Source organism: Leifsonia sp. Root227, from assembly GCF_001428745.1.
In the GTDB taxonomy this organism is placed as follows: Bacteria; Actinomycetota; Actinomycetes; order Actinomycetales; family Microbacteriaceae; genus Leifsonia.
Genome location: NZ_LMIO01000004.1, coordinates 167,601 through 194,438, shown reverse-complemented (window position 1 = coordinate 194,438; position 26,838 = coordinate 167,601). Strand labels below are relative to the sequence as shown.

The 26,838-nt window shown below is 68.0% G+C and carries 25 protein-coding genes; 10 read left to right on the top strand and 15 right to left on the bottom strand.

Annotation, left to right across the window (positions count from 1 at the left end; translation table 11 throughout):
• Positions 1-187 precede the first annotated feature (187 nt).
• Positions 188-1,591, top strand: a complete 1,404-nt coding sequence (locus tag ASE16_RS15585; protein ID WP_055897107.1) for a DUF1254 domain-containing protein — start codon at positions 188-190, stop codon at positions 1,589-1,591.
• Here the strand turns inward: ASE16_RS15585 and ASE16_RS15580 are convergent.
• Both ASE16_RS15580 and ASE16_RS15575 read right to left on the bottom strand, forming a co-directional pair.
• On the bottom strand, positions 1,563-3,833 hold the full coding sequence (locus ASE16_RS15580) for an FUSC family protein (RefSeq protein WP_055897104.1): 2,271 nt from the start codon (positions 3,831-3,833) through the stop codon (positions 1,563-1,565). The two genes, ASE16_RS15585 and ASE16_RS15580, sit on opposite strands and share 29 nt — an antisense overlap.
• Positions 3,830-4,129, bottom strand: coding sequence for an ATP-binding protein (locus ASE16_RS15575; RefSeq protein ID WP_157480422.1), 300 nt, complete (start codon positions 4,127-4,129; stop codon positions 3,830-3,832). Before ASE16_RS15575 ends, ASE16_RS15580 begins: the two co-directional genes overlap by 4 nt.
• A 239-nt stretch (positions 4,130-4,368) precedes the next feature.
• On the opposite strand from ASE16_RS15575, the gene ASE16_RS15570 reads away from it, so the two are divergent.
• Positions 4,369-5,259: a CPBP family intramembrane glutamic endopeptidase gene (locus ASE16_RS15570; RefSeq protein WP_055897097.1), complete on the top strand. Its 891-nt coding sequence runs from the start codon at positions 4,369-4,371 to the stop codon at positions 5,257-5,259.
• Here ASE16_RS15570 and ASE16_RS15565 read toward each other — a convergent pair.
• Complete coding sequence (locus ASE16_RS15565) at positions 5,187-7,121, bottom strand: PKD domain-containing protein (protein ID WP_055897094.1); 1,935 nt, start codon at positions 7,119-7,121, stop codon at positions 5,187-5,189. The genes ASE16_RS15570 and ASE16_RS15565 overlap by 73 nt on opposite strands.
• A 263-nt stretch (positions 7,122-7,384) precedes the next feature.
• On the opposite strand from ASE16_RS15565, the gene ASE16_RS20285 reads away from it, so the two are divergent.
• Positions 7,385-7,513 carry a hypothetical protein gene (locus ASE16_RS20285; RefSeq protein WP_268765821.1) on the top strand — a complete coding sequence of 43 codons (129 nt, stop codon included), beginning with the start codon at positions 7,385-7,387 and terminating at the stop codon, positions 7,511-7,513.
• A gap of 15 nt (positions 7,514-7,528) precedes the next feature.
• Here ASE16_RS20285 and ASE16_RS15560 read toward each other — a convergent pair whose 3' ends face one another.
• Together ASE16_RS15560 and ASE16_RS15555 are read right to left on the bottom strand one after the other, a co-directional pair.
• A complete protein-coding gene (locus tag ASE16_RS15560) occupies positions 7,529-8,092 on the bottom strand; it encodes a dihydrofolate reductase family protein (protein WP_055897091.1) in 564 nt (187 codons plus the stop codon).
• 62 nt (positions 8,093-8,154) lie between these two features.
• Positions 8,155-8,397 carry a hypothetical protein gene (locus tag ASE16_RS15555; RefSeq protein ID WP_055897087.1) on the bottom strand — a complete coding sequence of 81 codons (243 nt, stop codon included), beginning with the start codon at positions 8,395-8,397 and terminating at the stop codon, positions 8,155-8,157.
• 147 nt (positions 8,398-8,544) lie between these two features.
• On the opposite strand from ASE16_RS15555, the gene ASE16_RS15550 reads away from it, so the two are divergent.
• Complete coding sequence (locus tag ASE16_RS15550) at positions 8,545-9,645, top strand: hypothetical protein (protein ID WP_055897082.1); 1,101 nt, start codon at positions 8,545-8,547, stop codon at positions 9,643-9,645.
• 10 nt (positions 9,646-9,655) lie between these two features.
• On the opposite strand, the gene ASE16_RS15545 is transcribed toward ASE16_RS15550, so the two are convergent.
• From ASE16_RS15545 to ASE16_RS15530, 4 genes are read right to left on the bottom strand one after another with little or no spacing between them, the layout of a single operon-like run.
• Positions 9,656-10,636: a glycoside hydrolase family 43 protein gene (locus ASE16_RS15545; protein ID WP_055897078.1), complete on the bottom strand. Its 981-nt coding sequence runs from the start codon at positions 10,634-10,636 to the stop codon at positions 9,656-9,658.
• Positions 10,633-11,535, bottom strand: a complete 903-nt coding sequence (locus ASE16_RS15540) for a carbohydrate ABC transporter permease (RefSeq protein ID WP_055897074.1) — start codon at positions 11,533-11,535, stop codon at positions 10,633-10,635. Before ASE16_RS15540 ends, ASE16_RS15545 begins: the two co-directional genes overlap by 4 nt.
• The gene (locus ASE16_RS15535) at positions 11,532-12,512 is read right to left on the bottom strand and encodes a carbohydrate ABC transporter permease (RefSeq protein WP_055897071.1); all 981 of its coding nucleotides are present in this window, start codon (positions 12,510-12,512) and stop codon (positions 11,532-11,534) included. The genes ASE16_RS15540 and ASE16_RS15535 overlap by 4 nt, the downstream gene beginning before the upstream one ends.
• The gene (locus ASE16_RS15530; RefSeq protein WP_055897066.1) at positions 12,502-13,812 is read right to left on the bottom strand and encodes an ABC transporter substrate-binding protein; all 1,311 of its coding nucleotides are present in this window, start codon (positions 13,810-13,812) and stop codon (positions 12,502-12,504) included. The genes ASE16_RS15535 and ASE16_RS15530 overlap by 11 nt, the downstream gene beginning before the upstream one ends.
• Positions 13,813-13,969: 157 nt before the next feature.
• Between ASE16_RS15530 and ASE16_RS15525 the strand changes: the two genes are divergently transcribed.
• A complete protein-coding gene (locus tag ASE16_RS15525; RefSeq protein WP_157480421.1) occupies positions 13,970-14,980 on the top strand; it encodes a LacI family DNA-binding transcriptional regulator in 1,011 nt (336 codons plus the stop codon).
• Between the two features lie 95 nt (positions 14,981-15,075).
• Complete coding sequence (locus tag ASE16_RS15520) at positions 15,076-16,896, top strand: glycoside hydrolase family 2 protein (protein WP_055897061.1); 1,821 nt, start codon at positions 15,076-15,078, stop codon at positions 16,894-16,896.
• Positions 16,897-16,938: 42 nt separating this feature from the next.
• Here the strand turns inward: ASE16_RS15520 and ASE16_RS15515 are convergent, their stop codons facing one another.
• Positions 16,939-17,310 carry a MerR family transcriptional regulator gene (locus ASE16_RS15515; RefSeq protein WP_055897056.1) on the bottom strand — a complete coding sequence of 124 codons (372 nt, stop codon included), beginning with the start codon at positions 17,308-17,310 and terminating at the stop codon, positions 16,939-16,941.
• Between the two features lie 90 nt (positions 17,311-17,400).
• On the opposite strand from ASE16_RS15515, the gene ASE16_RS15510 reads away from it, so the two are divergent.
• The gene (locus ASE16_RS15510; RefSeq protein ID WP_055897053.1) at positions 17,401-17,610 is read left to right on the top strand and encodes a hypothetical protein; all 210 of its coding nucleotides are present in this window, start codon (positions 17,401-17,403) and stop codon (positions 17,608-17,610) included.
• Between the two features lie 36 nt (positions 17,611-17,646).
• Here ASE16_RS15510 and ASE16_RS15505 read toward each other — a convergent pair whose 3' ends face one another.
• The gene (locus ASE16_RS15505; protein WP_055897048.1) at positions 17,647-18,084 is read right to left on the bottom strand and encodes a MarR family winged helix-turn-helix transcriptional regulator; all 438 of its coding nucleotides are present in this window, start codon (positions 18,082-18,084) and stop codon (positions 17,647-17,649) included.
• 9 nt (positions 18,085-18,093) lie between these two features.
• On the bottom strand, positions 18,094-20,076 hold the full coding sequence (locus ASE16_RS15500) for a collagen binding domain-containing protein (protein ID WP_055897046.1): 1,983 nt from the start codon (positions 20,074-20,076) through the stop codon (positions 18,094-18,096).
• Positions 20,077-20,338: 262 nt separating this feature from the next.
• Between ASE16_RS15500 and ASE16_RS19495 the strand changes: the two genes are divergently transcribed.
• Both ASE16_RS19495 and ASE16_RS19490 read left to right on the top strand, forming a co-directional pair.
• Positions 20,339-22,105 (top strand): sigma-70 family RNA polymerase sigma factor, encoded by a 1,767-nt coding sequence (locus ASE16_RS19495; RefSeq protein WP_082581510.1) that lies wholly within the window; start codon positions 20,339-20,341, stop codon positions 22,103-22,105.
• A 7-nt stretch (positions 22,106-22,112) separates the two neighbouring features.
• Entirely contained in the window at positions 22,113-23,117 is a 1,005-nt protein-coding gene (locus ASE16_RS19490) for an Ig-like domain-containing protein (protein WP_162255983.1), read from the top strand.
• Between the two features lie 33 nt (positions 23,118-23,150).
• Here ASE16_RS19490 and ASE16_RS15480 read toward each other — a convergent pair whose 3' ends face one another.
• Together ASE16_RS15480 and ASE16_RS19875 are read right to left on the bottom strand one after the other, a co-directional pair.
• A complete protein-coding gene (locus tag ASE16_RS15480; RefSeq protein ID WP_055897038.1) occupies positions 23,151-24,599 on the bottom strand; it encodes a phytoene desaturase family protein in 1,449 nt (482 codons plus the stop codon).
• A 273-nt stretch (positions 24,600-24,872) separates the two neighbouring features.
• Positions 24,873-25,109 (bottom strand): ParB family protein, encoded by a 237-nt coding sequence (locus tag ASE16_RS19875; protein ID WP_082581508.1) that lies wholly within the window; start codon positions 25,107-25,109, stop codon positions 24,873-24,875.
• A gap of 183 nt (positions 25,110-25,292) precedes the next feature.
• On the opposite strand from ASE16_RS19875, the gene ASE16_RS15475 reads away from it, so the two are divergent.
• Positions 25,293-25,715 (top strand): hypothetical protein, encoded by a 423-nt coding sequence (locus ASE16_RS15475; protein WP_055897035.1) that lies wholly within the window; start codon positions 25,293-25,295, stop codon positions 25,713-25,715.
• Positions 25,716-26,117: 402 nt separating this feature from the next.
• Here the strand turns inward: ASE16_RS15475 and ASE16_RS15470 are convergent, their stop codons facing one another.
• A complete protein-coding gene (locus ASE16_RS15470) occupies positions 26,118-26,714 on the bottom strand; it encodes a signal peptidase I (protein ID WP_157480420.1) in 597 nt (198 codons plus the stop codon).
• Positions 26,715-26,838 lie beyond the last annotated feature (124 nt).

Below are 26,838 nucleotides of genomic sequence, written 5' to 3'. Positions count from 1 at the left end.
GGCTTCTCAGAATCGGTCCGAGCGAACGAAGAAGGGCCGGATCGACGGACATGTCGATCCGGCCCTTCGTGTTTTGCCGTTTGCTGTCCACAGCGGACCCTAGCTCTAGGCGGCTCGCGCGCTGCGCGGTAGCTTGTGGCCAGAGACCGCCACTGCGGTGTGGCGGTTCCGGCGAGGGGAATCGGCCATGTTCGATGAGTCTGCGTATGTGATCACGGGTGGCTTCCCGAATGGGGACACGGCGGCGCTCGCGTTCGACGAGGCCGATCTGGTGCGGGCGTTGCACGCGTACCGGTTCTTCTATCCGACCGTCTCGTTCGAAGCGACCTGGCGGGGCAACCTGGATGGCGGCGTCGTGCCGAATCAGGTCTTCCCCGCCTTGAAGGGAACACCGAAGCAGTTCGTCTTCACGCCGAACTCGGACACCCCGTACGGTGCCGTCGCCCTCGACCTGTCGGACGGCCCGATCGTCCTCGAAGTCCCGCCTGGGCCGATCATGGGAACCTTCAACGACCTCAATCAGCTCTGGGTGATGGACTACGGCCTCCCCGGACCCGCGAAGGCGGCGGGAGGCACGCACGTGGTGCTGCCGCCCGGCTGGACCGGCGAGGTCCCGGACGGGATGTATGCCGGGCGGTCGACGACCAACCGGGTTCTCGGGCTCATCCGCGCGATGCCGATCGGTGGAGACATGGAGGCCGCGGACCGGCTGATGCAGTCGGTGAAGGTGTACCCGCTGGAGCCGCGAGACGATTGGCCCGAGACCACCTGGGTCGATCTCTCCCTACTGGACGGCGCCGACTTCACCCCCGTGCGCTGGGAGACCGGGCTGGACTATTGGCGCGTACTGCACGACACCCTGCAGGAGGAGCCGCCCAACCCCGCATACCGGTATGAATACGGAGAGCTGGCGCAGCTCGGTATCGCGCGCGGCGTGCCGTTCGAGCCGGATGCACGGCTGACCGCGATCCTCGAGAAGGCCGCCGCGATCGGCCACGCTCACCTGCTCGCGCAGTCGTTCGCCGACCGCAGCCCGGCCAAGCAGGTCTGGCCGGGCACCCAGTGGGAATGGGCCGTCCTGCGGTCGGACAACGGGACCTTCGACACGCCGGACTATACCGATCTCTACGCCCGCGAGAAGTGGTTCTACCAGGCGCAGGTCGAGTCGCCGGCGATGTTCGCTCGCGCACCGGGAGCAGGCTCCCTGTACTGGCTCGGGCTCCGGGACGCCGACGGGGACTATCTGTACGGAGAGAACTCGTACGTCCTCGATGTTCCCCTCCCCGTGCCGGCGACGCTGTTCTGGTCGATCACCGTCTACGACGCCGAAACGCGGAGCGAGATCCTCACCGACCAGAACTCCGCCGCTCTCCGCTCCATGTACGAGCTCCAGGACCTCACCGGAGACACGGTGCGTCTGCACTTCGCACCGGAGGCGCCGACCGACCCGAGCGACGCGACCAGGTGGATCAAGACCAAGCCAGGCGTCGGATGGTTCGTCTATTTCCGCATCTACGGCCCGGAACCCGCGGCGTTCGACGGATCGTGGCGGCTCCCGGACTTCACGCGGGGTCGCGCGGAAAGACGATGAGCGCCTGTAGCCGGCGCACCACATCCAGGTAGTCGGCGGTCCAGACGAGGCGAACGACGGTGGCCGCCCCGATGGATGCGTCCTCGCCGTCGCGCGAGACCGCATCCGTCAGGCGCTGGTCGAGTCCCGGGTCAGCGTCGAGCGGTGCCGGTGGGTCCGCGCGGGTGAGGAGGTCGCGGCCGAGGTCGTCGTACCAGCGGGTGAGGCGGTCCGCCTGTCGTTGCAGGGACTCGCGGGCACCGTCGAGGTCGCCATGCGCGGGATGCTGCCCGCGCCAGACGTCGATCAGCGAGTCGCCGGCGAGGCGGACACCTGCCACGCCGGTGACCAGTGCCGTCACCTGGGCGAGGGGATGGCGCTTGGTGCCGCGCTCGGACAGGTAGGTGCGGAAGGTGTCGTCGAGGCGCCGGGAGGAGGCGGCGGCGCGGAGGGACTGCGCGGTGGGGCGGGGGACCTCGGACGCCGCGGATTCGCACCTGGTCAAGCCGTAGGAGACCGCAGCGGTGAGGTAGCGCAGGCCGTCTGCGTACGCCTCCGCCAGCGCCTGGCGCAGGGCGGCCGAGGCGCCGCGTGGCCAGAAGAGCACGCCGACGAGCAGGCTGACGCCGCAGCCGATGGCGATGTCCTCGATGCGGAGGAGGCCGACCGTCCAGCCGGTTGGCACGATGATGTTGAACAGAAGCACCAGCGTGATCGTGAACGCCGCCTGGCCGGCGGCGAACGAGATCGCGGCAGGGGCGATGCCCGCCAGCAGGATCGCGAACGGCAGAAGGATCCACAGGGCCACCGTGTTCGTACCGATCGCGAAGAGCAACAGGGCGCCGACGATCACGCCGAGCGACGTGCCGAGCACTCCGCGCAGCGCCGTCTGACCCGTGCTGAGGGCGTTGGAGCGGAGCACCGACAGTGTGCCGAGCACCACCCAGAACGAGTGCTGGACGCCCGTGACGTCCGCCAGCAGCACCGCGATCCCGAGGGCGGCAGCACCCCGGATGCTGTTCCTCAGCCACACCGAATGCCAGGTGAAGTAGCCGCTCGCCCTCTCCTCGGCGGCCGAGAGCGGGCCCGGAACATCCCCCGGCTGCCTTCCGAGGACGCGCTGCCACCAGGTGCGGCGCTCCGCCCTCGCGGTCAGGGCGATGTTCCTCGCGGCCTGATCGACGGCGCGGCTGAGCTCCTGCGCGCGGAAACCCGGGTCGAGCGCGGAGACCAGTCGGTCGCTTCCGTCGGCGCTCCCCGGCAGCGTCGGCACGGACATCGCCGCCGCGTACACCGCAGCGCGTGCCTGCGCGAGGCGCTGCAGAGCAGCTTCGAGCGGCCCGGGGTCTCCGCCGGTCTGCCGCAGGAGCTCGGCGCCCGCATCCAGTGCTTCGGCAGCGGCGAGCTTCGTCTGCAGAGCAGCCTCGCGAACCGGCGACGGCCGCGACGATCCGATTGGAGGGGAAAGCACCGACTGGGAGATCTGCAGGTTCAGCCAGGTGAGCTCGTCGACCAGCCTGACCACCGTGCGTGCCGGTGTGCTCAAGCCGGTCGGGCGGTATGGGGAGGCGAGGAAGACGGACTGCAGTCCGGCGATTGCCGCGTCCGCGACCGCCGTCGCCTGCGTGCGCGCCGTCGCCGACGCGGGGTCGCCGTCGCCGTGCAGGTAGGCGACATCGGCGCGCAGACGAGTCGCGAGCGCGCGGGCAGCGGCGGCAGCAGGCGCTCGCAGCGGCTCGCGCGCAGGGGCCGGCCACAACACCGCGATGGCGACGAACCCGACAACGGCCGCCAGGCCCCATCCCAGCAGCCGCGGCGGGATGGAGTCGACCGTGCCGGGCAGGGTCACCGGCAGGATGAACGCCAGCAGCAGGGACGTGCTCGCCGACGCCAGCACCGAGCTGACGGTCCCTGCGAACAGCACGGCGAACGCGACCACGGCCATCCCAGCCACGGCCAGCCACACCGGGCGGGATGCGAGCGTCCCGAGGCACACGAACACGGCGCCGGTGACCGCCAATCCGAGCTGTGCCTGGAGACGCTCGCGCATCGGCCCGGCGAAGTCCACCAGCATCAGCATGGCGAACGACCCGAACGCGGCGAACGTCGCCACCTGCGGGTCGCGGAGGACGATGCTGCAGAACGCGAACAGCAGCGGCATGACGATCGCCGTGCGCGTCGCCCGGCGAAGGGCGGCGTAGCCGGGGTCGTGGCGGGCGAACCAGGCGGAGACGCGCGCGAGCGAACCCTGCCCGGCCGTCACGCGTGCATCCGATCGTGGTGGGCGGGGCGCCTGGCCGGGTCGACCAGAAGCCCCGGGGTGTCCCTGTCGTCCGCGAACACCTCGGCGCGCACGATCCTGCCGCCGGCCGCGTCCGTCACCTCGTCGAGCAGCCGGGACTTGCCGATCCCCGCCTCGCCACCGAACAGCAGCATCCCCCCTGTGCCGCTCGCCGCTTCGTCGCGTCGGCGCAGGGCGAACGCCATCGCGTCTTCCCGCCCGACGAACAGCGGACAGACTCTGGCCGTGCCGCCGGGAGGCGGCGACCCACCGCGCATGGCGGCAGTGTATCCCCGAACCGTACCGGAGCGGACCGGGATCGGCAGAATGACCGATGCCGTGGCTGCGGCGGGCGGCGAGACTCGCTGCATGGCGCGCGTCCACCCAGGTCTACGAGGTGAGTGTGGAGGTGTGAACGTCGGTCCAGCCTCGGCCCGGCCCCTCGTTCCGGTTCGCTAGATCGGCTAGCTTTGTCAGGTTGGAGCCGCCGTGGCTCCGCGCGGTCGAGAGCGGGGACATGACGAACGAGCAGGCGAACACATCCAGATGGCGGGCGTTCTGGGAACGCGGCGGCTGGTGGAAGGCCGTGCTCGTCGCCGCCGTCTATATGGCTCTCTATCTCGGCGTCGGCTGGCTGATCGGAAAGCTGTGGGGCGGCGCGATCACCGAGGGCGGCCCGCTGGGAAGTGCGATCAACGTGCTGCTGTACCTGGTGCTGCCGATCGGGATCGGGGCCGTGATCATCGTGGTGTTCCTCCTGCTCTCCGGGCTGGCGCGCCGCGTGTTCGCCGCCCAGCCTGTGCGCGGCCGCTGGTGGATGTGGATCGCCGTCGCGGTCGTCGCATACCCGATCGTGCTCAGGCTGATCGGAATCGACTACGCGTCGTTCGCCCCCGGTGTCGTGCCGCTGACGTTGCTCGCCGGTGTGTTCATCGGCGTGGCGGAGGAGCTGGTGACCCGCGGCGCCGCCGTGACCCTGCTGCGCAACGCCGGTCACAGTGAGCTGGTCGTCGCCGTGCTGTCATCGACGATCTTCGCGCTCATGCACACCGCGAACGCGATCGGCGCCGGGTTCACCCTCACCGTGCTCATCACCATCCCGTACACCTTCTGCTTCGGCATCTGCATGTACCTCGTGATGCGCGCGACAGGCAGCATCGTCTGGGCGATCGTCGCGCACGCACTCACCGATCCGACGCTCTTCCTCTCCACGGGCGGCATCGACACCGCGGCGGCCGGGCAGCAGAACGGCTTCCTCATCATCGCGTCGACGGGCAACTGGACCGTGATCCTGATGGGGATCGTCGCCCTGTTCTTCATCCGCGGCCGCGCAGACTACGGAGTCACGGCGACCAGGTCGTCCACCGCCATGACCACGGGAGCGTTTGCGACGCCGCCGGACAAGTAGCCGGTGATCGCCAGCCCGCCTGGCGCCTGCATCCCGGAAATCGTATCGGTGATCGAGCGCTGCCAGGTGGTCGGCTCCGTCGTGCCGTCCGGCCACGCTCTGGCCTGGATGAGGGTGGGGCTGGTGCCCGTCACGCGCAGGCGCACCGCCAGTTTCGTTCCTGCCACGTAGGTTCCGGTCAGCGCGACGGACGACTGCAGCACCACTTCCGCTCCGCCGTTCGGGTCGACGCGGACAAGCTGCATGGTCACCTTCCCGACCGAGGACACGATGACCTTCGCTTGATACGAGCCGGTGGTGACGACGCGCCTGCCCGACAGGGAGATGTAGACGTTGCCGGAGGACGGCAGCTTGTCGACCGAGATATTGAGGCGGAGATCGGTGTTGGCCGAGTTCACCCCGGCGAGCCTGGTCGTGCCTCCCGAACCGGCCGGCAACTGGATGAAGCCTGCACTGGATCCGACGGAGTAGAGGGACGCGCTCCCCGCGACCGTCCACGGGCCGCCTGTCGGAGCCGTCCCCCAGCCGTTCGCGATGACACGGTCGAAGCCGTCCGTCGCGAGCGAGCCCGCTGGAGGCGGAGGAGCTGTCACGGCGAACGTCTTCGTCGTCGTCCCGCTCGCTCCGCCGTTGTCTGTCACGGTGAGTCTCGCGGTGTACGTTCCGGCTGCCGGGTACGTGTGGCTGGCCGTGCCGCCTGTGCCGGTGGCGCCATCGCCGAAGTCCCAGGCGAACGTGCTGATCGTGCCGTCCGGATCGCTCGACGCGGCACCGTTGAACGAGCACGCCAGATCGGTGCACGTGTTCGTGAAGCTCGCGGTCGGCGGCTGGTTGCCCCCGCCGCCGCTCGGCGCGATGGTGAACGAGTCGGCGAAGTTCCCCCCGGCCGCCCTCACGAACGACGCACTGAGCTGGGTCGCCGTCGCTGTGACGTCGAGCGAGCCGTACGTCGGCGTGAGGTTCGCGCCGGACTCCGCGCCGAAGTAGTTGGCTTCCGGGTCTGCGGCGTTGATGTTGTAAAGCCCGTTGCCCCCTGTGCCCACCGTCGCGAAAACGGTGCCGGCTCCCTTGACCATCGACGCGTCGGAGTCGGAGACGCAGCTCGCGGAGTATGCGCCTGGCACGATGGCGCTGCACGCCCCTCCGATGGCGAGCTGGTTGGTGCGCTGGTACAGATGCTCGTGGCCGGTGACGACCAGGTCGACGCGCTTGCCCACGAGGAGATTCATCAGGTCGGCGCCCGCCTCGCAGGCGTACTGGCCCATCGAGAGGCAGGGTTTGTGCATCCCGACCACCACCCACGGGATGTTCGCGGCGCGCGCGCCGTCGATGGCGGCCGCCGTCCAGGCATAGTGGGAGGTGCCCGCGTTGTATGTCCAGGTGCCGTCCGCGAACGGCAGGCCGGGGGAGATCATCAGGAAGCGCACGAGCGGAGCGCCCTGCGGCACATCCACGTAGTACTGCCGACCGTAGGTGCCGACGGCGCCGGGGAGCTGGTTGGGCAGGCAGGCGCCGAAGTCGTTGATGTTGCCGTTCTGGCCACTGCTCTCGTGGTTGCCGGAGACGAGCTCGAACGGGAAGCCGGCACCGACGGCCTGTGTCACGCTGTCGCACCACGACTGCTCATCGCCGACGGCTCCGTACGACAGGTCGCCCACGGCGAGGTGGAGGTCGGGATGCAACGCGCCGATGCCGGCGAGCACGGCGGTCGCATTGGCCGAGGTGCCGTAGTCGCCGGACGCGGTGAAGTGCACACTCGTCGCGTTGGGGGCGATGCCGGCGGCGCCTCCCGGCGCGGCGAGGACGAGTGCGGCGAGAGTGAGGCCGACGATCGCGGCCGTGGTGGTTCGTCGAGCAGGCATTGGAGCGCTCCTTCGCAGCTCACGACTGTGCTCTGCTGCCACGGAGGCGCGTGCCCCGTAGAGGCAGTGGCCCTGTGCGGGCCTGGCACTCAGGGTAGCCCCGCGCACGGGTAGAGCGGAAGGAAAACTGAGAAATGCTCGCGAGAATCGCCGCCTGGACTCGTGCTGCGCCAGGCGGGCCGAGAACCCCGGCCTCGGCGAAGGGCCCGGCCTGCTCGTGGTCACTGCGCCGGTCAGCGGCTGGGTGATCCTGCTGGGCGCGAGTGAGACCGTCGCAGCACGGCTACGACCCGTTCTTCTACCCGCTGGCGATCCTCGCGGAGCAGGGCGTGACGCTGGAGGTGCTGGCAGAGGCGCTGCAGCGGCCGAGCGTGACGCTCGCGCTGGGGTGAGCCGCGCGCCGCGCGTCAGCTCGGCGTGACCCGGTAGTTCAGGAACACCGTCCCATTCGCGAACCGGCGCTCGTCCTGCAGCTCCAGCCCGAGGTTCAGCCCGCGCGGCAGCGCCGGGGTTCCGCCGCCGACCGCGACAGGCACCAGGATCAGCCGCACCTCGTCCACGAGCCCGGCCCGCAGTGCGGCCGCCGCGATGGTCGGGCCGCCGATGCCCACGTCGCCGGGAGCTGCGGCGACGAGAGCGCGCACCGCATCCGGATCGAACGTGCGCTCGAGGCTGGTGCGCGGGGTCGACACGGCGTCGAGCGTGGCCGAGTACACGACCTTGTCCGCGGCGCGCCAGATGCCGGCGAAGTCGACGACCACCGGCGACTCGTCCGGATCGTCGCCGAAGGTCTGCCAGACCTGCATGGTCTCGTACATGCGTCTGCCGTAAAGATACGTGGAGGTGCTGCGCTCCAGGTCGTTGACGAAGGCGTGCACCTCCTCGTCCGGAGCGGCCCAGTCGAAGTTGCCCGACGTATCGGCCGTGTAGCCGTCGACGGACGCGATGGCGGAATAGAGGAGACGTGGCATCGGTGGTACCTCCCGCACCGACTCTAAGCAGTCGGAGGTGGATGCGCCAGGCCTCGTGCCTCTCAGCCGACCTGCGGGAACAGCGCGCCCAGCGCGTGGAGCTCGCCTCCGAAGAACACCGGCACGACGAGGTCGAGCACGAATGCGATTCCGAAGGCGAGCGCCACCGCACCGGCCGCGATGACGACGAGCACGGAGAACAAACGCAGATAGGCGTTCTCCGCGATCGAAGCGAGCACCCCTCGAGCCCGCTTGACCTGTGGCACCGCGCCCGTGAACGGGAGATGGTGGTTCAGTGTCGTCATCGTGGTTCCCCCTTGTTGGCCGATGTATCCAGTCAATCGGGGAGCGAGAGAGACGGCATCAGCCGAGGGTCGTGGATGGGTCATCCGCCGGTATGATTCCCGGGCGGGGACGATCGGCCGGAACGGCGGCCAGGGGGAGAGGTTTCGGTGACCCAGGAGACGACGGCGCGGTCGCGCGGATCGCTGTGGATCGTGGTGGTGTCGATCGTGACGGCGCTCGCCCTCGGGGTGGGGATCACGGCGCTGGTGCTCGTGATCGGGGCGCGTGACGCATCCACCCCTCAGGCGTTGGTGTCCGCGTACCTCACCGACGTGAAGCGCGGAGACGTGGAGGCGGCGACGAAGCTCGAGGGGCGCACGCACCGCGCAGTGGATGTGCTGCTCACAAACAAGGCTTACAAGAACGCGACGGACAGGGTGACCGCGTTCCGCATCGTGACCGTCCGGCCGCACGGGCGTGATGCGACGGTCACGGCGGAGGTCACAGGCGGAGGCACGAAGAGCACGCGCGACTTCGCGGTCAGCAGGGGAGCGTGGTCACCGGCCTCGCTGGTCGGCGTCGACAGCTGGAAGCTGGCGCCCGTCACGCTCGGCACCGTCACCGTGACCATCGGTGCGCCTGGCCGGGTGGATGCGACGCTCGCCGGGGTGCCGCTCGGCTGGAAGGGAGCGCCCCTGCGCCTCAATGCGTTCCCCGGAACGTACACGCTGGCGGCGTCCACCGGAAACGACTGGTTCACCCTCGCGGGCGCCACCGCTTCCGTGGCCGGCTTCGCAGACGACGTGCAGCTGCAGGATGCGGCCGTCCTCACCCAAAAGGGTCTCGACTCGGCGCAGGCGTCGGCGCAGGCGTGGCTCGACACGTGCGCGGCGTCGCCGGAGGCCCAGCCCGCCGGATGCTCGTTCGGGCTCAGCAGCGGAGCGGAGCCTGGCGAGATCTGGACCAACGCCGCGTGGACGGTGCAGAGTCGCCCGACGGTCACCGTCGGGCCGTGGGATTTCGGCTGCCACCTGCCGGACCAGGCTGCGGTGAGCGCGGGAGGCTGCTGGCCGGTGAAGACCACGACGCCGGGCACTGTGACCTTCCAGGCCGACTTCTCGATGCCGGCGACCGGCGACTCCGGCACGGTGACGTCGACGGCTCCGATCGAGGCCGACGTGGAAGGCTCCATCTCCTCCTTCGGAGACGCGGGGGCGGTGTTCCAGTCGGTGACGTGGGGACCGGGCACGCCGGCGGAGGGCAGCTAGGCGCCGGCGGTCAGCCGAGGTGCGGGGTCGCGCCGTCCCAGGTGAGCGGGCGCACGAGCATCCCGCGATAGGCGTACGAGTCGTCCCAGCTGTGGAAGACGAGCCAGTCCTTCCCGCGGAAGCTGACGACGTTCTGGCCGCCTGGACCGTGGAAGGTTCCAGCGTGCGACGCTGACGTGAGGAACGGCCTCTCCTGGGAGGTGAACGGCTGAGTCAGCGACGAGCCCGTCGCTGTGCCGATGGCGTAGTCGTCGCCGCCGTAGTCGTTCGCGGAGAAGAACAGTACGTAGACGCCGTCGCGCTTCACCAGGTCGGGCGCCTCGACCAGAGCACCCTCCCACGCCCTGTCCTGCTTGAGGAGCTTGACGGGCGCACCCGTGAGACGGAGACCGTCTGGCGCCAGCGGGGCGGTCTCGATCCAGGTGTCGAGGCCGCAGCAGTTCCCGTCCGTCTTCCAGAGCAGGTGCAGACTGCCGTCGTCGTCGCGGAAGGTGGCGGCGTCGATCGCACCGCCCGCATCCACCGGGCAGACGAGCGCTGTCTCAGAGGCGGGGAGGAACGGGCCGCCTGGCGTGGTCGACGTCGCCGTGCCGATGCACTGGTGGCCGGAAGCGGCATCCTGAGCGGTCAGGTACATGACGAAGGAGCCTGGGGACACCTCGGCCACGTCTGGCGCCCAGGTGCGGCCGGGCTGCGCCCAGCCGGGCAGCGCGGTGAGCGCGTCCGTCTCCGACACCGTCCAGTGGCGCAGGTCGGTCGAGGTCGCCGAGCGCACCAGGAAACCGGGGGTGTTCGTGGCGAACGCGTACGCCGTTTCGTCGTGGACGATGACGTCGGGGTCGGCGAAGTCCTGATCGATCGCGAACGTCGGACCGGCAGCGGGGGAGGACGCGGAGCCCGACGTGGGCGCGGGTGCGCTGCCCGAGCAGCCGGTCAGCGCGGCCAGCGCGACGGCCGCCGCTGCCGCGACGCCGGCCGCCGCCGACCTCATCCTTTCACGCCGGAGCTGGCGACGCTGTCCACGATGTGGCGCTGAGCGATCGAGAACAGGATCAGCACGGGAATCGAGGCGATCACCGCCCCGGCCATCACGATCGCGAAGTGCGTCGAGTACGCGCCCTGGAGCTGGGCGAGACCGGGCTGCAGCGTGAGGTTCTCCGGACTGAGCAGCACGTACACCGGCCAGAGGAAGTCGTTCCAGTTGGCGAGGAAGCTCAGCACGGCGAGCGTCGCGAGGGCGGGGCGGGCGAGCGGCACGACGATCTGCAAGAAGATCCTGATGTCGCCTGCGCCGTCGATCCTGGCCGCCTCCTCGATCTCCACCGGCAGGCCGATGAAGAACTGGCGGAGGAAGAACACGCCGAACGCGCTCGCGGCGCCGGGGATGGAGATGGCCCAGATGGTGTCGAGCCAGCCCAGGTTCTGCACGATCAGGTAGTTCGGGATGAGGAAGATGACCGGAGGGACGAGCAGCGTGGCGATGATGGCGCCGAACACGATCTTCTTGCCCCAGAACTCCAGCCTGGCGAGGGCGTATGCCGCAGCGGAGGCCGTCACCAGGATGATCGCCGTCTGCAGTGTGGCGGCGAGCAGGCTGTTGAGGAACCAGCGGAAGATCGGCTGCTGCCCGCTCGACAGCGTGATGTACGCGTCGACCGACCACGGAGTCGGGAAGACCGAGAACGGGTTCTGGATGGTGTCGCTGTCCGTCTTGAACGACGTGAGCACGATCCACAGCAGCGGCAGCACGATCAGCAGGGTGACCAGGCAGAGCACGACGTAGAGGACGATCTGACCGGCCGTACGGCGCGGTGACCTGCGCCGCTCCTGCCGGACGGGGCGCTGCTCCTCTCCGCTCGCGACAGGCTGCTGGGAGGTGACGGCCGTCATCTGGGTGCCCTTTCCGTGCGCTCCCGCTGCAGGCGGAAGTTGACGATGCTGATGATCGCGAGGAACACGAACAGCACGTAGCTCATGGCCGACGCTGCTGCCATGTTGTTCTGCGAGAGCCCCTGGTCGGAGATGTACATGATCGCGGTCCTGGTCTGGTTGCCAGGGCCGCCCTTGGTCACGATGTACGACTGACCGAACATGTTGGCGGAGGCGAGGATGGTCACCGTCACGACGAACGTCATGACCTGGCGCAGGCCGGGGAGCGTGACGCTGAAGAACTTCCGGAAGGGACCTGCGCCGTCCAGCGCTGCCGCCTCGTACAGGTCGTTATTGATGCCTTTGAGGCCGGCGAGGATGATGACGGTGTTGAACCCGAGGGTCCACCACACCGTGATGCCGACCAGGGAGACCCAGACCCATGGCACGTTGACGGTCCAGGGGATGTCGGAGGGGAGGCCGAACATCCCGAGCACGTGGTTGACGATGCCGGACTGGGTGTCGAGCAGGTACTTCCAGATCACGCCGATCACCGCGACGCCGAGGACGTAGGGCGCGAAGAACACGGCCCGGAAGACCGTGCCGCCGCGGATCTTGCGGTTGAGGAGCTGCGCGATCAGCAGCGGGATGACGAGAAGGAACGGCACGCTGGCGACGGTGAAGATGCCGGTGGCGCCCATCGACTGCCAGAAGTCGCCGGAGGTGGCCGAGTTCGGCGTGAAGAGGTCGAGGTAGTTCTTCAGCCCGATGAACTGCTGGGTGTCGCGGAACGGGCTCCAGTTGGTGAGGCTGATCCACAGGCCGAACACGGCCGGACCGGCCACGAAGACGAGGAACAGGACGAGGAACGGCGCCAGGAAGAGGTAGGCCGTCTTCGTACGACGCGGCGCAGCCAGCGTGCTGCTGCGCCGGGCGCGCCGAGGCGGCACCCCGGCGCCAGGCCGGGATGCCGCCTCTACAGCGAGCTCATTCGCCATAGGTCTGCTTGTTCTGGGTGAGCAGGGTGTTCGCCTTCTCGACGGCGTCGTCGAGGGCCTGCTTCGGCGACTTCTTGCCGGTGACAGCCTCGTTGACGGCCGTGGTGACCGTGGCGGTGACGCTGGTGATGCCGGGAGCCGACGTCTCGTAGTGGGCGTACGGGAGTTCGTCGAGGAACGGCTTCAGGTTCGGGTACTTCTTCACCAGGGCCGGGTCGTTGCGCACGCTGTTGCTCGCGGGCAGCTCGCCGGTGTCGGGCCAGCTCGCCGAGTTGTCGTTCATCCACTTGACGAACGTGGCGGCGGCGGCCGTCTTGTTCTTGTCCTGGCCCTTGTTGTTCATGAACATCCAGTGGGTGGATGAGGACCAGACCGCCTTCTCGGTGCCGATCTGGGGCACGGCGACCGCCGTCCAGTCGAGCTTGTCGAACGCGGTGTTGGTGGTCTGCCACACGCCGTTCCAGTTGAATGCCGTCTTGCCTGCGATCAGGGCGTTGATGTTGCCGTCCTGAGCGACGTTGGCCGGGCTGTATCCCTGCTTGATGAGGTCGACCATGTGGGTCAGCGCCTGCACGCCTGCGTCCGAGTTGAAGGTGGCCTTCGTGACGTCGTCGTTGAACAGGTCGCCGCCGAACTGCCAGAGCAGCGACTGGAACTCGAACGTTCCGGTGAACACGTAGCCGTCGACCCATTCGCCCTGGACGCCCGCCGTCTTGAGCTTCGCCAGTGCATCCATGTACGAGGCCTTGTCGGCGGGGATCGTGGTCGGGTCGATGCCCGCCTGCTTGAGGACGTCCTTGTTCACGTAGAGACCGAGCGGCGTGACGCTCCACGGGATGCCGTACTGGGCGCCTTTGTACTCGCCCGCCTTCATGAGACCTTCCGGGAAGTCGTCGGCGCTGTAACCGAGGGACTTGACGATGGAATCGCTCTTGAGCAGCAGGCCCTGCGCGGCGTATGTGGCGACATCGTCGCCGTGCGCGACCGCGACGTCCGGACCCTTTCCGGCCTTGACGGCGAGCGGCATCTTCTTCGCCAGGTCCGCCCATTCCATCGGGACGTTCTTGACGACGATGTTCTTGTGCTCCGAGTTGAACTTGTCGACGAGCTTCGGAACCAGCACGGGTGCTGCGCCGCCCGTCCAGCCGTTCCAGAAGGTGACGGTGACCTTGGGTCCGGAGTAGTCGCCGGACGCCACCTCTCCACCAGAGCCGCCTGAGCTGCCGCAGGCTGTGAGTGCGAGGCCGAGGCCCACGGCCACCGCGGCGGCCAGGACCCGCACGGCAGATCGCTTCTTCATGTGATTTCTCTCCCTTGAGTGACAGGCACGAGTCGCGGGCGGAGCCGCGCTGCTCTCGAAATTACAGCGCTAGAAATTTGCTGTCAAGCGGTGGACAATTGGTGACTCGGGGTAATCGGCCCGCAAAGTAGAGTTCTCATGACGAGAGGAGACGCGCGTGGCGGGTGTGCGCTTGCAGGACGTGGCGGAGCTCGCCGGGGTGTCGATGAAGACCGTCTCGAACGTCGTCCACGAATACCCGCACGTCAGCGACAGGATGCGCGAACGGGTCCAGAAGGCGATCGACGAGCTCGGCTACCGGCCCAATCTCCTCGGCCGCAGGCTGGCGACCGGACGCACGGGGCTGTTGGCGCTGGCGTTCGCCGACGTGACCCTCCCGTACTTCGCCGAGTTGGCCCGCCGGGTGTCCGACGTGGCGGAGGCGCAGGGATATCGTGTGCTGCTCGAGCAGACGGACGCCACCCTGGACGGGGAGCGCGCTGCGGTCTCCGGCATCGAGGCCGGCATGGTCGACGGCATCGTCTTCCAGCCGAGCGTGATGAGCTCCGCCGAGCTCGCGCAGACCAGGAGCTCTCTGCCCATGGTCATCCTGGGCGAGGGGGCCGCCCCGCTCAGCATCGACCGCGTCATGATCGACAACGTCGCTGCCGCGCGGGAGGCGACAACGCACCTCCTTCGCCTCGGCCGCCGCAGGATCGCCTTCGCCGGCCACGAGCCGGACCGCCTCTCGCGCACGTCGGAGCTCCGCATCGCCGGATATCAGGCGGCGCTCGAAGACGCGGGCATCATCCCCGACCCGGCCATGCTCATCCCGAGCAACGCCATCTCTCCTGTGGAGGGAGCCGTGGCGATCGGGGCGGCCCTGGACGGCGGCCTGCAGCTCGACGCGATCATGTGCCGAGACGACCTGGCCGCCATCGGCGCGCTGCGTGCGCTCCAGGAGCGCGGCCTCCGCGTTCCGGAAGATGTGGCGATCACGGGATGGGACAACACGCTCATGACCTCGGTGACCTTCCCCAGCATCACGACCATCGCACCCGACCTCACGGCGCTCGCGACCAGGGCGGTCGCGATGCTCTGCGAGCGGATCGACGGCCTGGCCACGATGGGCAGGCACGAGCTGGTCGGCTACGAGCTGGTGACGCGGGAGAGCGCCCCGCTGGTCTGAGTGGATTCGCACGGGTGCCCGGCCGCCCTGCGCAATTCCGGCGCGACAGCATCCGCTGTTTTACAGCGCTGCATTTCTAGTGCACGATAGTGTCCATGACTTTCCCCGCTGCAAGCGCACTCGACGGAACATACCCACGCCCGCAACTCGTGCGTGAGCAGTGGTGCGACCTGGGCGGCGAGTGGGCGTTCGCATACGACGACGCGGACGACGGTGTCGCGCAGTCCTGGTTCGCCGACGGTGCCGCAGACCGCTTCGACCGCACGATCGTGGTCCCCTTCCCTCCCGAGTCTCCGATGTCCGGGATCGGCGACACCGGGTTCCATCCCGTTGTCTGGTACCGGCGCACGATCGGCGCGGCCGAGCTCGGGACGATCGGGACCGGTGACGGCGCACCGCGCGTGATCCTGCACTTCGGCGCGGTCGACTACCGCGCCAGCGTCTGGGTCGGCGGCCGGTTCGTCGGCGAGCACGAGGGCGGCGGATCGCCGTTCTCCTTCGACGTGACGGCGATGCTCGCCGCGGAAGGCGACCGCCAGGAAGACGTCTCCGTCGTGGTCCGCGCCGAGGATGACCCGGCCGACCTCTCCCAGCCGCGGGGCAAGCAGGACTGGCACCGCGAGCCGCACTCGATCTGGTACCACCGCACCACCGGCATCTGGCAGCCGGTGTGGCTCGAGGCCGTCGCCGAGGTGGCGATCGAGCGCATCCACTGGACCCCCGACCTCGTGGCGGGCACAGTGGATGCGCGCATCCGGTTGAACCGCCCTGCCGGCGACGCCGCACAGCTCACCATCGCGCTGACCTTCGACGGCCGTCCGCTCGGGGCGGTGACCGTGCCGGCGGTCGGACGGACGATCGAGGCGACGGTCCCCCTGCCGCAGCAGCGCAACGGCCAGGCGTACGAGGAGCTGCTCTGGTCGCCGGAGCATCCACGGCTGGTCGATGCGGTGGTGTCCGTCGGCGCCGACAGTGTGCGCTCCTACCTCGGGCTGCGCTCTGCGGCGGTGGCCGGCGGGCGGTTCCTGCTCAACGACCGCCCGTACTACGTGCGGTCCGTGCTCAACCAGGGCTACTGGCCGCAGTCGCACCTCGCGGCCCCGTCGGTGGACGGCCTGCGCGCTGAGGCGCAACTCATCAAGGACCTCGGGTTCAATGCGGCGCGACTGCACCAGAAGTACGAGGACCCGCGCTTCCTGTTCTTCGCAGACACCCTCGGCCTGCTGATCTGGGGCGAGTCGCCCGCCGCGTACGAGTTCACGCCCACAGCTGTCACCCGCACCACGCGCGAGTGGGTGGACATCGTCGACCGCGACTACTCGCATCCCTCGATCGTCACCTGGGTGCCGACCAACGAGAGTTGGGGCGTGCAGCACCTCGCCCACGACCGCCGGATGCGCGACTACGCCGCCGCGCTCGTCTCGCTGACCAAGGCGCTCGACCCCACCCGTCCCGTCATCTCGAACGACGGCTGGGAGCACGTCGACTCGGACATCCTGTCCATCCACGACTACGAGGCGTCCGGCGAGGTCGTCGCCGCGCGCTACGGCTCGGCTTCCTCGGTCGAGCAGCTCTTCGACGGTCTCGGGCCTGCCGGTCGCCGGATGCTCGTCCGCGGCGAGCGGGACAGGAACGCGCCCGTGATGCTGACCGAGTTCGGCGGCGTCTCGTTCGTCGACCGCGCGCACGAGGTCGACGGCGCATGGGGGTACTCGGCCGCGTCGAGCCAGGAGGACTTCGCCGACCGCGTCGGCGCGCTGCTGGCGGCGACGCTGGCGAGCCCGGTGCTCGCCGGGTTCTGCTACACCCAGCTCGCGGACACGGGGCAGGAGACCAACGGCCTGGTGACCGACGATCGCCGCCCGAAGGTCGCGATCGAGCGCATCCGCGAGATGGTGCAGGGTCCGCACGCCTGACGGGCGGGGCGGGGCGGGGCGCTGCAGCGTTGAGCCGGCGGCTCAGTCCTCCGGTGAGGTCGCGCGGGAGGCGCCGGTGTCGAGGCGGCGGGCGAGGGTCTCACGGCGGCGGGTGAGCACGGCGATGGTCTGGTCGAGGTCGGCGATGCTGTCGCGGTATGCGGCGAGGGATGCGGAGCACTCGTCGCTGAACCGGTGACCGGTGCCGAGGCATTCGATGAACGGCGTGGCCTTGCTGGGGGAGATGCCCGAATTCGCCAGCTCGCGGATCTCGGTGACGGCGCGCACCTGCTCGTCGGTGTAGTCGCGGTAGCCGTTGGGGAGCCGGTCCGGCAGCACGAGGCCGAGACTCTCGTAGTAGCGCACGGCCTTCACCGTGACGCCTGCCCGTTGGGCGAGTTCGCTGATCTGCATGGCTTCCTCCGCCCACAGCGTAAACCCTGACCCGCGGGTCAAGGTCAATCGGGCGTACACTAGTTAGTGCACTAACGAATTGAGGAGATCATGTCCGGAAGCTTCATGCGCTGGTACACCCGGATGAACGAGAAGCTGATCAGCGTCGCCGGTCCCGCCCAGCTCGGCGCAGGCCACCCGGAAGGCCCGGACCACCGCTCCGCCGCATCCCCGTGCCCGATCTGTGGACGGCCGATGACGGAACACACCGTGCTCCGGCCGGAAGGCCAGCGCGACGCCACCCGTCTCGTGTGCCCGTGACGGAGCTGTGACCGGCTCGACGGAGCTGTAACCGGCTCAGGGGGTTCGCGACGCGGCCGCGATGATCGCGTGCAATCCCTCGCGCAGGTGCTCAAGCTCGCTGACCGGCAGCCCGAGCCTGGCGACGATCTGGCCGGGGATCTTCTCCGCCTCGCTCCGCAGCTCCCTGCCGCTCTGTGTGAGCGTGACCTCGAGCGTGCGCTCGTCACTCGTGCTCCGCTTCCGCTCGACGTACCCGGTCGCTTCGAGGCGCTTCAGCAGGGGGGACAGCGTCGCGGGCTCCAACTGCAGAGCTTCGCTGAGCTCCTTCACCGACCGCGGGTCGCGCTCCCACAGCGCGAGCATCACCAGATACTGCGGATGCGTCAGCGACAGCGGCTCCAGCACGGGGCGATACAGCGCGATCACGCTGCGAGCGGCGACGGCGAGGCCGAAGCAGACCTGGTTCTCCAGGGCGAGCAGGTCATCGGGCACCCCCCGATTCTACGTCCGACGCCGACGGGCAAGCCTGCCGACACTGATCGCAGCGCCAGCGACGAGCAGCGCGGCCCCCACGATCAGCGCTGGCGTCGCATCCACGACGGACCCGGTCGCTGCCAGTCCGCCTGTTCCCGACCCTGACCCTCCAGACCCAGCCGGCCCCGTCCCAGGGTCGGGGGTCGCCGGTGGCGTCACGGGCGGTGTGGTCGGCGGCACCACCACGGGCGCGACCACAGTGTAGTTCTCCGCCCCGAACGTCTCCCCGGCGGCCGTGATCGTCACGGTCTTCGTAAGTGGGTCCGTCGTCGTGTATCCGTCCGGCAGCGTGAGGTCGATCGTGTATGTCCCCGGCACAAGGCCTGTCGCCCCGTATGCGCCGCTCTGGTCCGTGGTCACGGTGGCGGTGCCCGCCGGCCCGTCGATCGTGACCGTCGCGCCTGCGACGCCCGCCCCTGTCGTGTCGAGCACCGTTCCTGCGATGTCTCCGGTCTTCGCGAGGGCGAAGTCCACGCCTGTGACGTCGACCGCCGCGACCGTGACGGGGAGGCTCGCCGCACCGTCGACCACCAGGCCGTCAGGCGGCGTGACGGTCACCGTGTACGGCCCCGCCGGAACGCGCGGGAAGCTGTAGCTGCCGTCCGCGGCGGTGACCGTGCTGACCGTTCCGCCAGGGCCTGTGGCGCTCACCGTCACCCCGCCGACCCCGTTGCCGGAGGCCGTCACCGTTCCGCTGATGGTCGGGTTGGCCGCCACGACGAAGTCCTGGCCGGTGATCGGCGTCGTCGAGCCGGACACGATGGTGAACGGCGCTGGTCCGCTGGTCTGCGTGTAGCCGTCCGGCTGCGTCAGCAGCGCCTGGTGCGTTCCGACCGGCACCGTGTCGAAGAGGTAGCTGCCGTCCGGGTTCGTGGTCACGGAGACGCCGCCGATGGAGACCGTCGCGCCGGCGATGGGGTGGCCGTTCGTGTCCTTCACCGTCCCGCTGACCGCGACAGGGATGATGTCGCGCACCGCGAAGTCGACCACAGCATCCGCTGTCGTCAGGTCGGCGGGTGCGGTGGACGCGGTCACCGCGATCTTGCCGAGCGGCGGCGTGATCGACACCGTGTATCCACTGGTCGCGAGGAAGCCGGGGAACGCGTAGTGGCCGCCTCCGCTGGTCGTCGCGGTCCCCACCACGGTGCCGTTCGCATCCGTGAGCGTCACGGGCACGCCGTCGAGGGCGCCGGTGTTGGCGTCGGTGACCGTTCCGGAGATGTCACGGGCGAGCGAGGCGAACCAGGTCTGGAACACCGGGAAGCCGGTGACTCTGGTGTACACGAACGTCAGGGATGCGATGGGCGCGTTCGGCTCGAACCACGCCGATGCGCCTGCCGTGTCGAGGGACTTCGGGTTGACGACAGGGTCGCCGCTCAGGGTCCTGGTGGCCGGGTCCCAGGCGGGTAGGTCGGCCGGGGTCTGCGTCGGCGTGCAGACGCCGGGAACGCAATAGTTGAAGCTGCTGCGGTAGCCGAGCTGCGCCGTCGTCAGCGGCACGCCGTCCGGGCCGACCGCGCGGATCTGCACCTTGTCCGCGTCGATGTCGCCGAGCACGAACGTCCAGCCGGAGGTCGGCGTCGGCGTGCGGAAGGTGTACGTCGTCGTCGACGGCGATGTCGCGTTGTCCGCTCGCGGACGCAGGTTGAGGTATGGCTTGCCCTGGCTCGACCCGTACTTCGCCCCGACCGGTGTGGCGGCGGCGAGCCAGGTGGATGCGCCGGAGATGACGCCGACGGAGCCCGAGCGCGAGTCGCTGGTCACGTCCGCGATCAGCGGCGGGTCGTTCGCCACAGTCACGGTGGTCGTGTAGTTGTTGCTCGTGCCGGTCAGTGGCGCCCACCCGGCCCACTGCGAGGTGGTCGCGGCCGATGCCGATGAGGCGAGGAAGAGCGGCGCGACAAGCGCTGCGAGGAGGACCGGGGCGGCAACGCGGAGCTTGAGGCGCATGTCCGCCAGGCTAACCCCGCACCGCCTCAAAGTGAATGGTCGGTTCCCGACGGCGCCAGAAGCCCTCGTCGACCCACACCGCCACATGCAACCCGGTGAAGAATCCGTTATATTTGTTGAAAGATTGCACCTATTACATTGAGTGCTTTATCGAAGACGGCATCCGCTGCGGACGGATTGGAACACTTCTCCCGAGGAAGGTCCGTGCGGCAGGCCGCTCCTGGTGTCACTACCCGTCTCGCCCATCGATTCACGAGGAACCATGCCCAACCACCCGGAACCTACGGATCCGACACCCGAAGAACCTCTCGAGAACGCTGACGCTTCCGACAGTGAGCTCGTCGCGCGATCGCGTGCCGGCGATGCATCCGCCTACGGCGAACTCTGGGTTCGCCACGCCAACGCGGGCAGAGCGGCAGCGCGCGCGATCACGTCGTCAATCGATCCAGACGAGCTCGTCAGTGAAGCGTTCACGAGGATCTTGCACACGATCAAACGCGGCGGCGGCCCCACGAGCGGGTTCAGGATGTACTTACTGGTCACCATCCGCAATCTGGCCGCTCGGATCGGCTCTCGCAACAGGGAGGTGCCGATCGACTGGGCCGACGACATTGTGGACGAATCCAGCACAGACCAGGAAACGCTGCGGGCTCTGGATCGCGGCATGACGGCGGAGGCGTTCGCGACACTTCCTCCACGATGGCAGGAGGCGCTCTGGTATTCGGAAGTCGAAGGTCACAGCCCAGCCGAGGTGGGCAAGTTTCTCGGGATCAGCCCAGCGGCCGCATCCATGCTCTCGTTCCGAGCGCGGGAGGGCCTGAGGCAGGCTTGGATCCAAGCACACATCACATCGGAGGGGGAGGACGACACTCACGCATGGGTGATCGAGCGGCTCGGCGCCTACAGCAGGAACGCGCTTCGCGCACGCGATCGAGGTCGGATCGAGGGCCACCTTCGCGGTTGCCCGAAGTGCGCAACACTCGCCGGAGAGGCATCGAATGCGAGCTCGAGGCTGACGTTCGTACTGATTCCGCTAGCCGTGGGAGTGGCGGCCAGTATCGGCTATCGCGCCGCAGTCGACGAGGGCGCCACGCGGTTGGCGGCTCAGGGATTCGAACCGACCGTGGCCGATGTCGGCCCCTCTTCGCACCAGGCCTCCGTTCAGGGTCCGGCTGGGGAACATGATGCCGTACTCGGCGGCACCCGAGCCCAGCCGCCTCAACTTCATCTGCCGCCGGTCCGACCTCCACTTGCACTCCTGGCGAGCGCTGCCGCCGGCACGATACTCACCGCGACCCTCGCGAGTCTCTCCATCATCAATCCTCCTAACACTCAGCCAATGGGTGAGGCCCGCCCCCCGTCCGCGGGCGCGTCAGGCGCGTCGGCTGCGTCGGGTGCGCCAGTCACCCCAAGCACTTCAGATCCGACGCTCCCGCCGGAGGACCCCCCACGTGCGGAGCGCAGCACTCCGAGACCGACAGAGACTCCGGGAGCCGGAACACACCCGCTGTCCAACCCCCGTGCGATCCGAACCTCGCTCGGCGAGCTTGCGGTCGCTGTGGATCGGGGCCCGAATGATGTGTATTTCCCCGTGATGCGTGGAATCGCTCCGGCACACAGAGAGGTCGTGATCTACCACGACGCTGTGGAAGTCGGCAGGGCACGTGCCAGCGCCGAGGGCACGTGGCGAACTGAGCAGATCGAGGTTCTCTCAGACCACCTGATCCTTCAGCTCGAAGACGATCCCGACACTTCTCTTGCGGTCGAGATCTCGACCGAGTCGCCACAACTCACGGCCGACCGCTCAGAACAAGGCTGGAGGCTGGCGGTCCATGGCAGAGCAGGAGCCCACTTCGAACTTCAGACAGATGCCGGTTCAGCGCTCGTTGCAGCACGGCTTGACGCCGACGGCGCGTGGAGCGGGACCTATCCGCCACACGTTCTCGACTTCCGTCTGAGCGGCCGATATGCCGCAGGCGACCGATCCGGTCCGTGGATCTCCGTCAGCACCCGACTACGAACACAGTGAGGAACCAGTGACGACCATCAGAATCGGCCGATCCGCATTAGCCAAAATGGGGGGAGGCCTCCTCGCAATAGTCACGACTTTCGGAGCCGCACACCCGACGGTGCCACCGTGGGGACAAACCCCCGCCACGATCGCCCTCGAACTGACAACCGGCGCAAGAATCGCAAACGGATCCGACACTCACACGGCAACGGCCACAGTGAGAAACGCGCGAGGGGAGCCGTTGTCGGGTGTTGCGATCACCTTCGCGTTCGAGAACGCCCGACAGGATGTGCTGAGCACACGGACGAACGACAGGGGAGTGGCGAGCGCACCACTCCGAACGACAAAGGCAGGAATCGTCGGCATCGTCGCGGCCGTATCGGGGTCAGACGTCAGGCAGCGAAGCGAGGCCCTCTTCGTCGCTGGCGTGCCAAGCCTCGAGCGGTCGATCGTGGAGTGCTCATCTGACGCTCGCGTGGCAGACGGAACAGATACGCACTGGTTACGGATGCAATTGCTCGATCGCTTCGACAATCCCGTTTCAGGGATCACGGTGCACATCTCAGCAGATCCGGCAGTGAGGCTCGTCGGCTCACAAACGACGGGAGACGATGGTGTCCTCCGCGCGGGCTTCACGTCCGTGCAGGCCGGTGCGCACCGCATCCACGTCACGTGGAAGGGCATCGAGCTCTGGGAAGACGTGGCTCGCTTTCGCCCGGGCGTGCCAGACGGTTCGCGTTCCACGCTCACAATCTCTCCGGACGTGCTTCGATATGAAGAGCAGGGTTTCTATCTGGTACAGGCGAAGGTCACTGACGCGAACGGCAATCCGGTCGCCGGAGCGCACGTTCACTTCACACCCAGCCCCAGGTTCCTCCTGACGACTGGTCAGGCAATCACGGACGCGGACGGAAGCGCGACCACCACAGCGGTTGCCGCACTGTCACATACGCATGACGTGTCTGCAGTTGTCGACGAATCGACGATCGGGTCCGTGACCATTGAGGTCGTCGACCCTCATGACATGTAAGTCACTCCAGAAAATCACGTGCGTCACGAAATCTCATTCGAATCGTAAGTCAGGCTCCCGCAACCCGAATGTCTTCCTCAGCGCAACTTTAGCCGCGTTCCACCCACACAAGCCGTGGACCCCCGGGCCGGGCGATGTGGAGGAGGAGCACAAGTAGACGCCGTCGATCGGCGTGGTCCACGGCGAGCCCACGAGCCTCGGCCGGCCGGCGATCTGCCACATGGTGACGGCACCGGCGCCGATGTCACCACCGACATAGTTCGGATTGTGAGCGGCAAGGTCTGCAGCCGTGGCGCTGTTCGTTCCAATGATGAGATCGCGAAAACCGGGGGCGTAGCGCTCGACCGAGCGGGTGACGGTGTCCAGCTGGTCACGCGTCGATCCTGCTGGCACGTGCGCGTACGCATACAGCACGTGCCCTCCGCTGGGGGCTCGGGAAGGGTCGAAGCGCGTCGGCTGCGAAAGGAGGAGGTACGGATCGTCGGCGTGACGCCCGCGCGCGATCTCCCGCTCCGTACGTCCCACGTGAGTCGCCGTGCCGCCGACGTGTATCGTTCCTGCATCCGACAGTTCCGCGTTGGACCAGGGAACAGGACCGGCAAGCGCGAAGTCGACCTTTGCGACGCCTGGACCGTAGTGAAAGTTCGATAGTCGGCGTTGATAGCCGGATGGCAAGCGGTTGTGTGCCATGTTCAGGAAGCCGCGGGCGCTCACATCCAGCATGACGCATCGTGCGGGTGGCAGGGCTTCAAGGGTGTCCACCTGATGGTCGAGCACAAGTTCCCCGCCGTGGCGCATAAGGTCGTCGATGAGGGCGTTGACGATCGACTTGCTCCCACCCACCGGGATGGGCCAGCCCCTCGCGTGCGCGTGTGCGCCGAGGACGAGCCCGACGGCTGCAGCTCCGAATGTCGGCATCGGCTGCACCGTGTGTGCGCCGAGTCCAGCGAGAAGTGCCGGGGCGATGTCCTCACGGAACCGCAATGTTCCCAGCGGTGAACCGTGTTCGACGACGGATGCGACGAGTCGCACGGCTGCGGAAAGCGAGGAAGGAAACCGAAGGGGTGCGCCAGAGGACAGGTCCACCAGGCCGCTGATCTGCCTGGTGAGGGGACCCATCACGGACTTCCATGCTCGACCGTCTGCGCCGAGACCGTCGGCCGTGCGATCGAGATCCCGGTAGGACAGTCCCACGAACGTGGGAGCAAGATGTGCATAGGAAAGGTCGGGCGTGAGGAACTCGACCCGCTTCGCGAGCTCGAATCGTTCGAAGAACGGTGAAGCCAAGGCCATCGGGTGCACAGCGGAGCACACGTCGTGCAGGTAGCCGGGGATCGTGAGCTCCTCCGTGCGAGCGCCACCACCAGCTTCAGAGGCCCGTTCGTATACCGTGACGCTCAGTCCCGCTCTGGCCATCGTCACTGCGGCGGCGAGTCCGTTCGGTCCGCTCCCCACGATCACGACGTCGGGAGCCGCACTCATGAGCCCGCCTGACTGGTCGACCGAACTGCGTTCTGCCGGGACGATGCACTCTGACCGGACTCGCAGCGTGGCTTGGCGTGGCGCTTCGCTGGAGATTGGAGACGAGCCGTCACCCTGTACTTCCTTCCGGCTCCCGAGCTGCAGTCGGCCCGGATCGAGGCCCGCACGACCATGCGAGCTCAGGTAATCAGACACGCGGGCGGGCGGCAGATAACGCGACAGAGGCGAGTCGAGGCGAGCAGACTTCCGACATCCCGCGCGTGTGATCTCGCGCTATCTTTTCGGTCGGCCAGGCGGGAGTGGTGCATCGTCTACCGGGTCATACGGGTCACCGCGGTTGTGGGCTCCCTCACGTCGCTCCACCTCCGCCAGGAGTGCCTTCTGCAACATCCCGGACCAGCTGGGGTCGCCTTCCAGACCACCTGTGGCTCGGTACGCGGCGCGAGCGCGTGCTCTCAACTCCGCGGACACGTAGAAGGCCAGAGTGATGCGCTTCGTGCTGCTCTCCATGTGCTCCCGCTACTCCGCGCCGACGGATAGGTCCGCGCACGCTCGAATCGTGTGGCATCTCACCTGTTTCAGAGCGCATCGAGTGCCGCTCATAACGGGGTGACCGCTGTTTCCCCTGGACCTCGTCGCAACCAGCCCTGATCCACCGCGTGATCAAACGGCGAAGAGCGGGTCTCTCCATGTATGGAATTGAACGATGGAGGAAGAATTGAGCTTCACCGCGAAGGCGCCCAGGCGACGAAACGGCAGCGGCGGATTGCCGGGCAGATCGTAGCGGGCGCGGTCGCGCTGCTGCTGCTCGCGGGGTGCACCCCTGCTCCTGAGAAGTCGCCGTCTACGACGGCCGCCAGCGCCAGCGCGCTGGGTCTTCCCATCATCGACGGCAGCGTGACGGACGAGGGCACGACGGGCGACTCGAAAGGGCGCCGTGTGATCGTGAAGTCGGATTCTTCCGGACTGCTCGAACGGGCCGCGAAGAAATTGGAATCTGCTGGCTTCAAGGTCTTTCCAGCCTCTGATGATGCGCTCGGCGCCACGAGCAAGAAGTATTTCGTGTCCGTCTCGGTTGCGGCGGGCAAGGTTACCTACGTCTTTACTCCGAGATAGGAGCGACCCTTCCGTGCGCGTTAGAAAGTGCGAAGTCGGGAGTCTAAGGAGTGGCGGGTTATTCGGGTTTCCCGCCCAGTAGCGTGCCGATGGGTTTACTCGGCGCGCTGCCGCCGGCCCGCTCGCGACCGCGGGCCGGCGGCCTTCCTTTGTTTGGCGCCGGTTCGGCTGACAACGTGGCCGTGTAGCCGATGGAACGCTCATCGCTGCCATCGTGCTGAGGCCGCAGTCAACACCTTATTGACGCGAACTCCTAGCTTGACCGGATGGCGTGGAGAAGCCAAAGGAACCATGCCGTTCGGCTAGGAGCCGTGGTCATCCGACCGGCCCGTCGGGGACGACCAGCCGGATGGGTGCGCTTTCTATGCATTGGGTCCGTAGGCGCGAACGGGTGAATGAGGCTCAGTCACTGCGCTGCAGCGTGCGCCTTCGGTGCTTGGTAACGGCGACGAACGAAACGTGAACGAGGCCGTACACCAGCAAGAGCCATCCGATCATCGAGATGATCGCACCCCCGACGATCGTGCTCCGGAAGGTGGATACCCAACCGAGATAGGGGATCGCGTACCAGACCCTCCCCTTGATCTGCTCCGCTCGCACAGGTTTTGCGTCGGCGACGGCGTTGTTGTCGCCCCGGGTGGTGAAGGCCCGCGAACCTGCTGAGTCGACGGACACCGCGGTGATCCGATGCGTCACGACCGCAGGCTTGCCGGAGACGAGCTGGTACGTGACGATGTCTCCCACGCGGAGGGCGTCTGCCGGTGTCGGTTGCACGACCACGAACGTTCCGGGGGGAAGGCTGGGCTCCATCGACGAAGTGAGGATGGCGTAGGAAAGCGATCCAGTGAACGCCGGAACGCACAGGGCGAAGAATCCGATGACCAGAACGACGACGAGCAGGCCGGACACCGCAGAAGCGCCGATCGACGCGAAGATCTTCCGGGGCCGCAGACGCGCCTTTGTCGCCTGATGCCGGGGGGAGACGGCGAGCTCAGGCATGCGGACCACGACCAGACGGGGACGTCGAGTGGCGCCGGCGCCTCCACAGGGCAAGAGCACTGCCGAGAGCGAGCGCTGCTGCAGCGACCATGGTCACGGTCCCAGCGTGTGCGAGCCCTGTCGC

Bases quoted from the DNA above. Each gene is read 5' to 3' on its own strand.
- ASE16_RS15475 (WP_055897035.1), top strand. From the start codon at position 25,293: ATGGAATTGAACGATGGAGGAAGAATTGAGCTTCACCGCGAAGGCGCC.
- ASE16_RS15565 (WP_055897094.1), bottom strand. From the start codon at position 7,121: ATGCCTGCTCGACGAACCACCACGGCCGCGATCGTCGGCCTCACTCTC.
- ASE16_RS15500 (WP_055897046.1), bottom strand. From the start codon at position 20,076: ATGCGCCTCAAGCTCCGCGTTGCCGCCCCGGTCCTCCTCGCAGCGCTT.
- ASE16_RS15515 (WP_055897056.1), bottom strand. From the start codon at position 17,310: ATGCAGATCAGCGAACTCGCCCAACGGGCAGGCGTCACGGTGAAGGCC.
- ASE16_RS15535 (WP_055897071.1), bottom strand. From the start codon at position 12,512: ATGGCGAATGAGCTCGCTGTAGAGGCGGCATCCCGGCCTGGCGCCGGG.
- ASE16_RS15510 (WP_055897053.1), top strand. From the start codon at position 17,401: ATGTCCGGAAGCTTCATGCGCTGGTACACCCGGATGAACGAGAAGCTG.
- ASE16_RS15520 (WP_055897061.1), top strand. From the start codon at position 15,076: ATGACTTTCCCCGCTGCAAGCGCACTCGACGGAACATACCCACGCCCG.
- ASE16_RS15570 (WP_055897097.1), top strand. From the start codon at position 4,369: ATGACGAACGAGCAGGCGAACACATCCAGATGGCGGGCGTTCTGGGAA.
- ASE16_RS15480 (WP_055897038.1), bottom strand. From the start codon at position 24,599: ATGAGTGCGGCTCCCGACGTCGTGATCGTGGGGAGCGGACCGAACGGA.
- ASE16_RS15585 (WP_055897107.1), top strand. From the start codon at position 188: ATGTTCGATGAGTCTGCGTATGTGATCACGGGTGGCTTCCCGAATGGG.
- ASE16_RS19875 (WP_082581508.1), bottom strand. From the start codon at position 25,109: ATGGAGAGCAGCACGAAGCGCATCACTCTGGCCTTCTACGTGTCCGCG.
- ASE16_RS15470 (WP_157480420.1), bottom strand. From the start codon at position 26,714: ATGCCTGAGCTCGCCGTCTCCCCCCGGCATCAGGCGACAAAGGCGCGT.
- ASE16_RS15530 (WP_055897066.1), bottom strand. From the start codon at position 13,812: ATGAAGAAGCGATCTGCCGTGCGGGTCCTGGCCGCCGCGGTGGCCGTG.
- ASE16_RS15555 (WP_055897087.1), bottom strand. From the start codon at position 8,397: ATGACGACACTGAACCACCATCTCCCGTTCACGGGCGCGGTGCCACAG.
- ASE16_RS19495 (WP_082581510.1), top strand. From the start codon at position 20,339: ATGCCCAACCACCCGGAACCTACGGATCCGACACCCGAAGAACCTCTC.
- ASE16_RS15575 (WP_157480422.1), bottom strand. From the start codon at position 4,129: ATGCGCGGTGGGTCGCCGCCTCCCGGCGGCACGGCCAGAGTCTGTCCG.
- ASE16_RS15545 (WP_055897078.1), bottom strand. From the start codon at position 10,636: ATGAGGTCGGCGGCGGCCGGCGTCGCGGCAGCGGCGGCCGTCGCGCTG.
- ASE16_RS15560 (WP_055897091.1), bottom strand. From the start codon at position 8,092: ATGCCACGTCTCCTCTATTCCGCCATCGCGTCCGTCGACGGCTACACG.
- ASE16_RS15540 (WP_055897074.1), bottom strand. From the start codon at position 11,535: ATGACGGCCGTCACCTCCCAGCAGCCTGTCGCGAGCGGAGAGGAGCAG.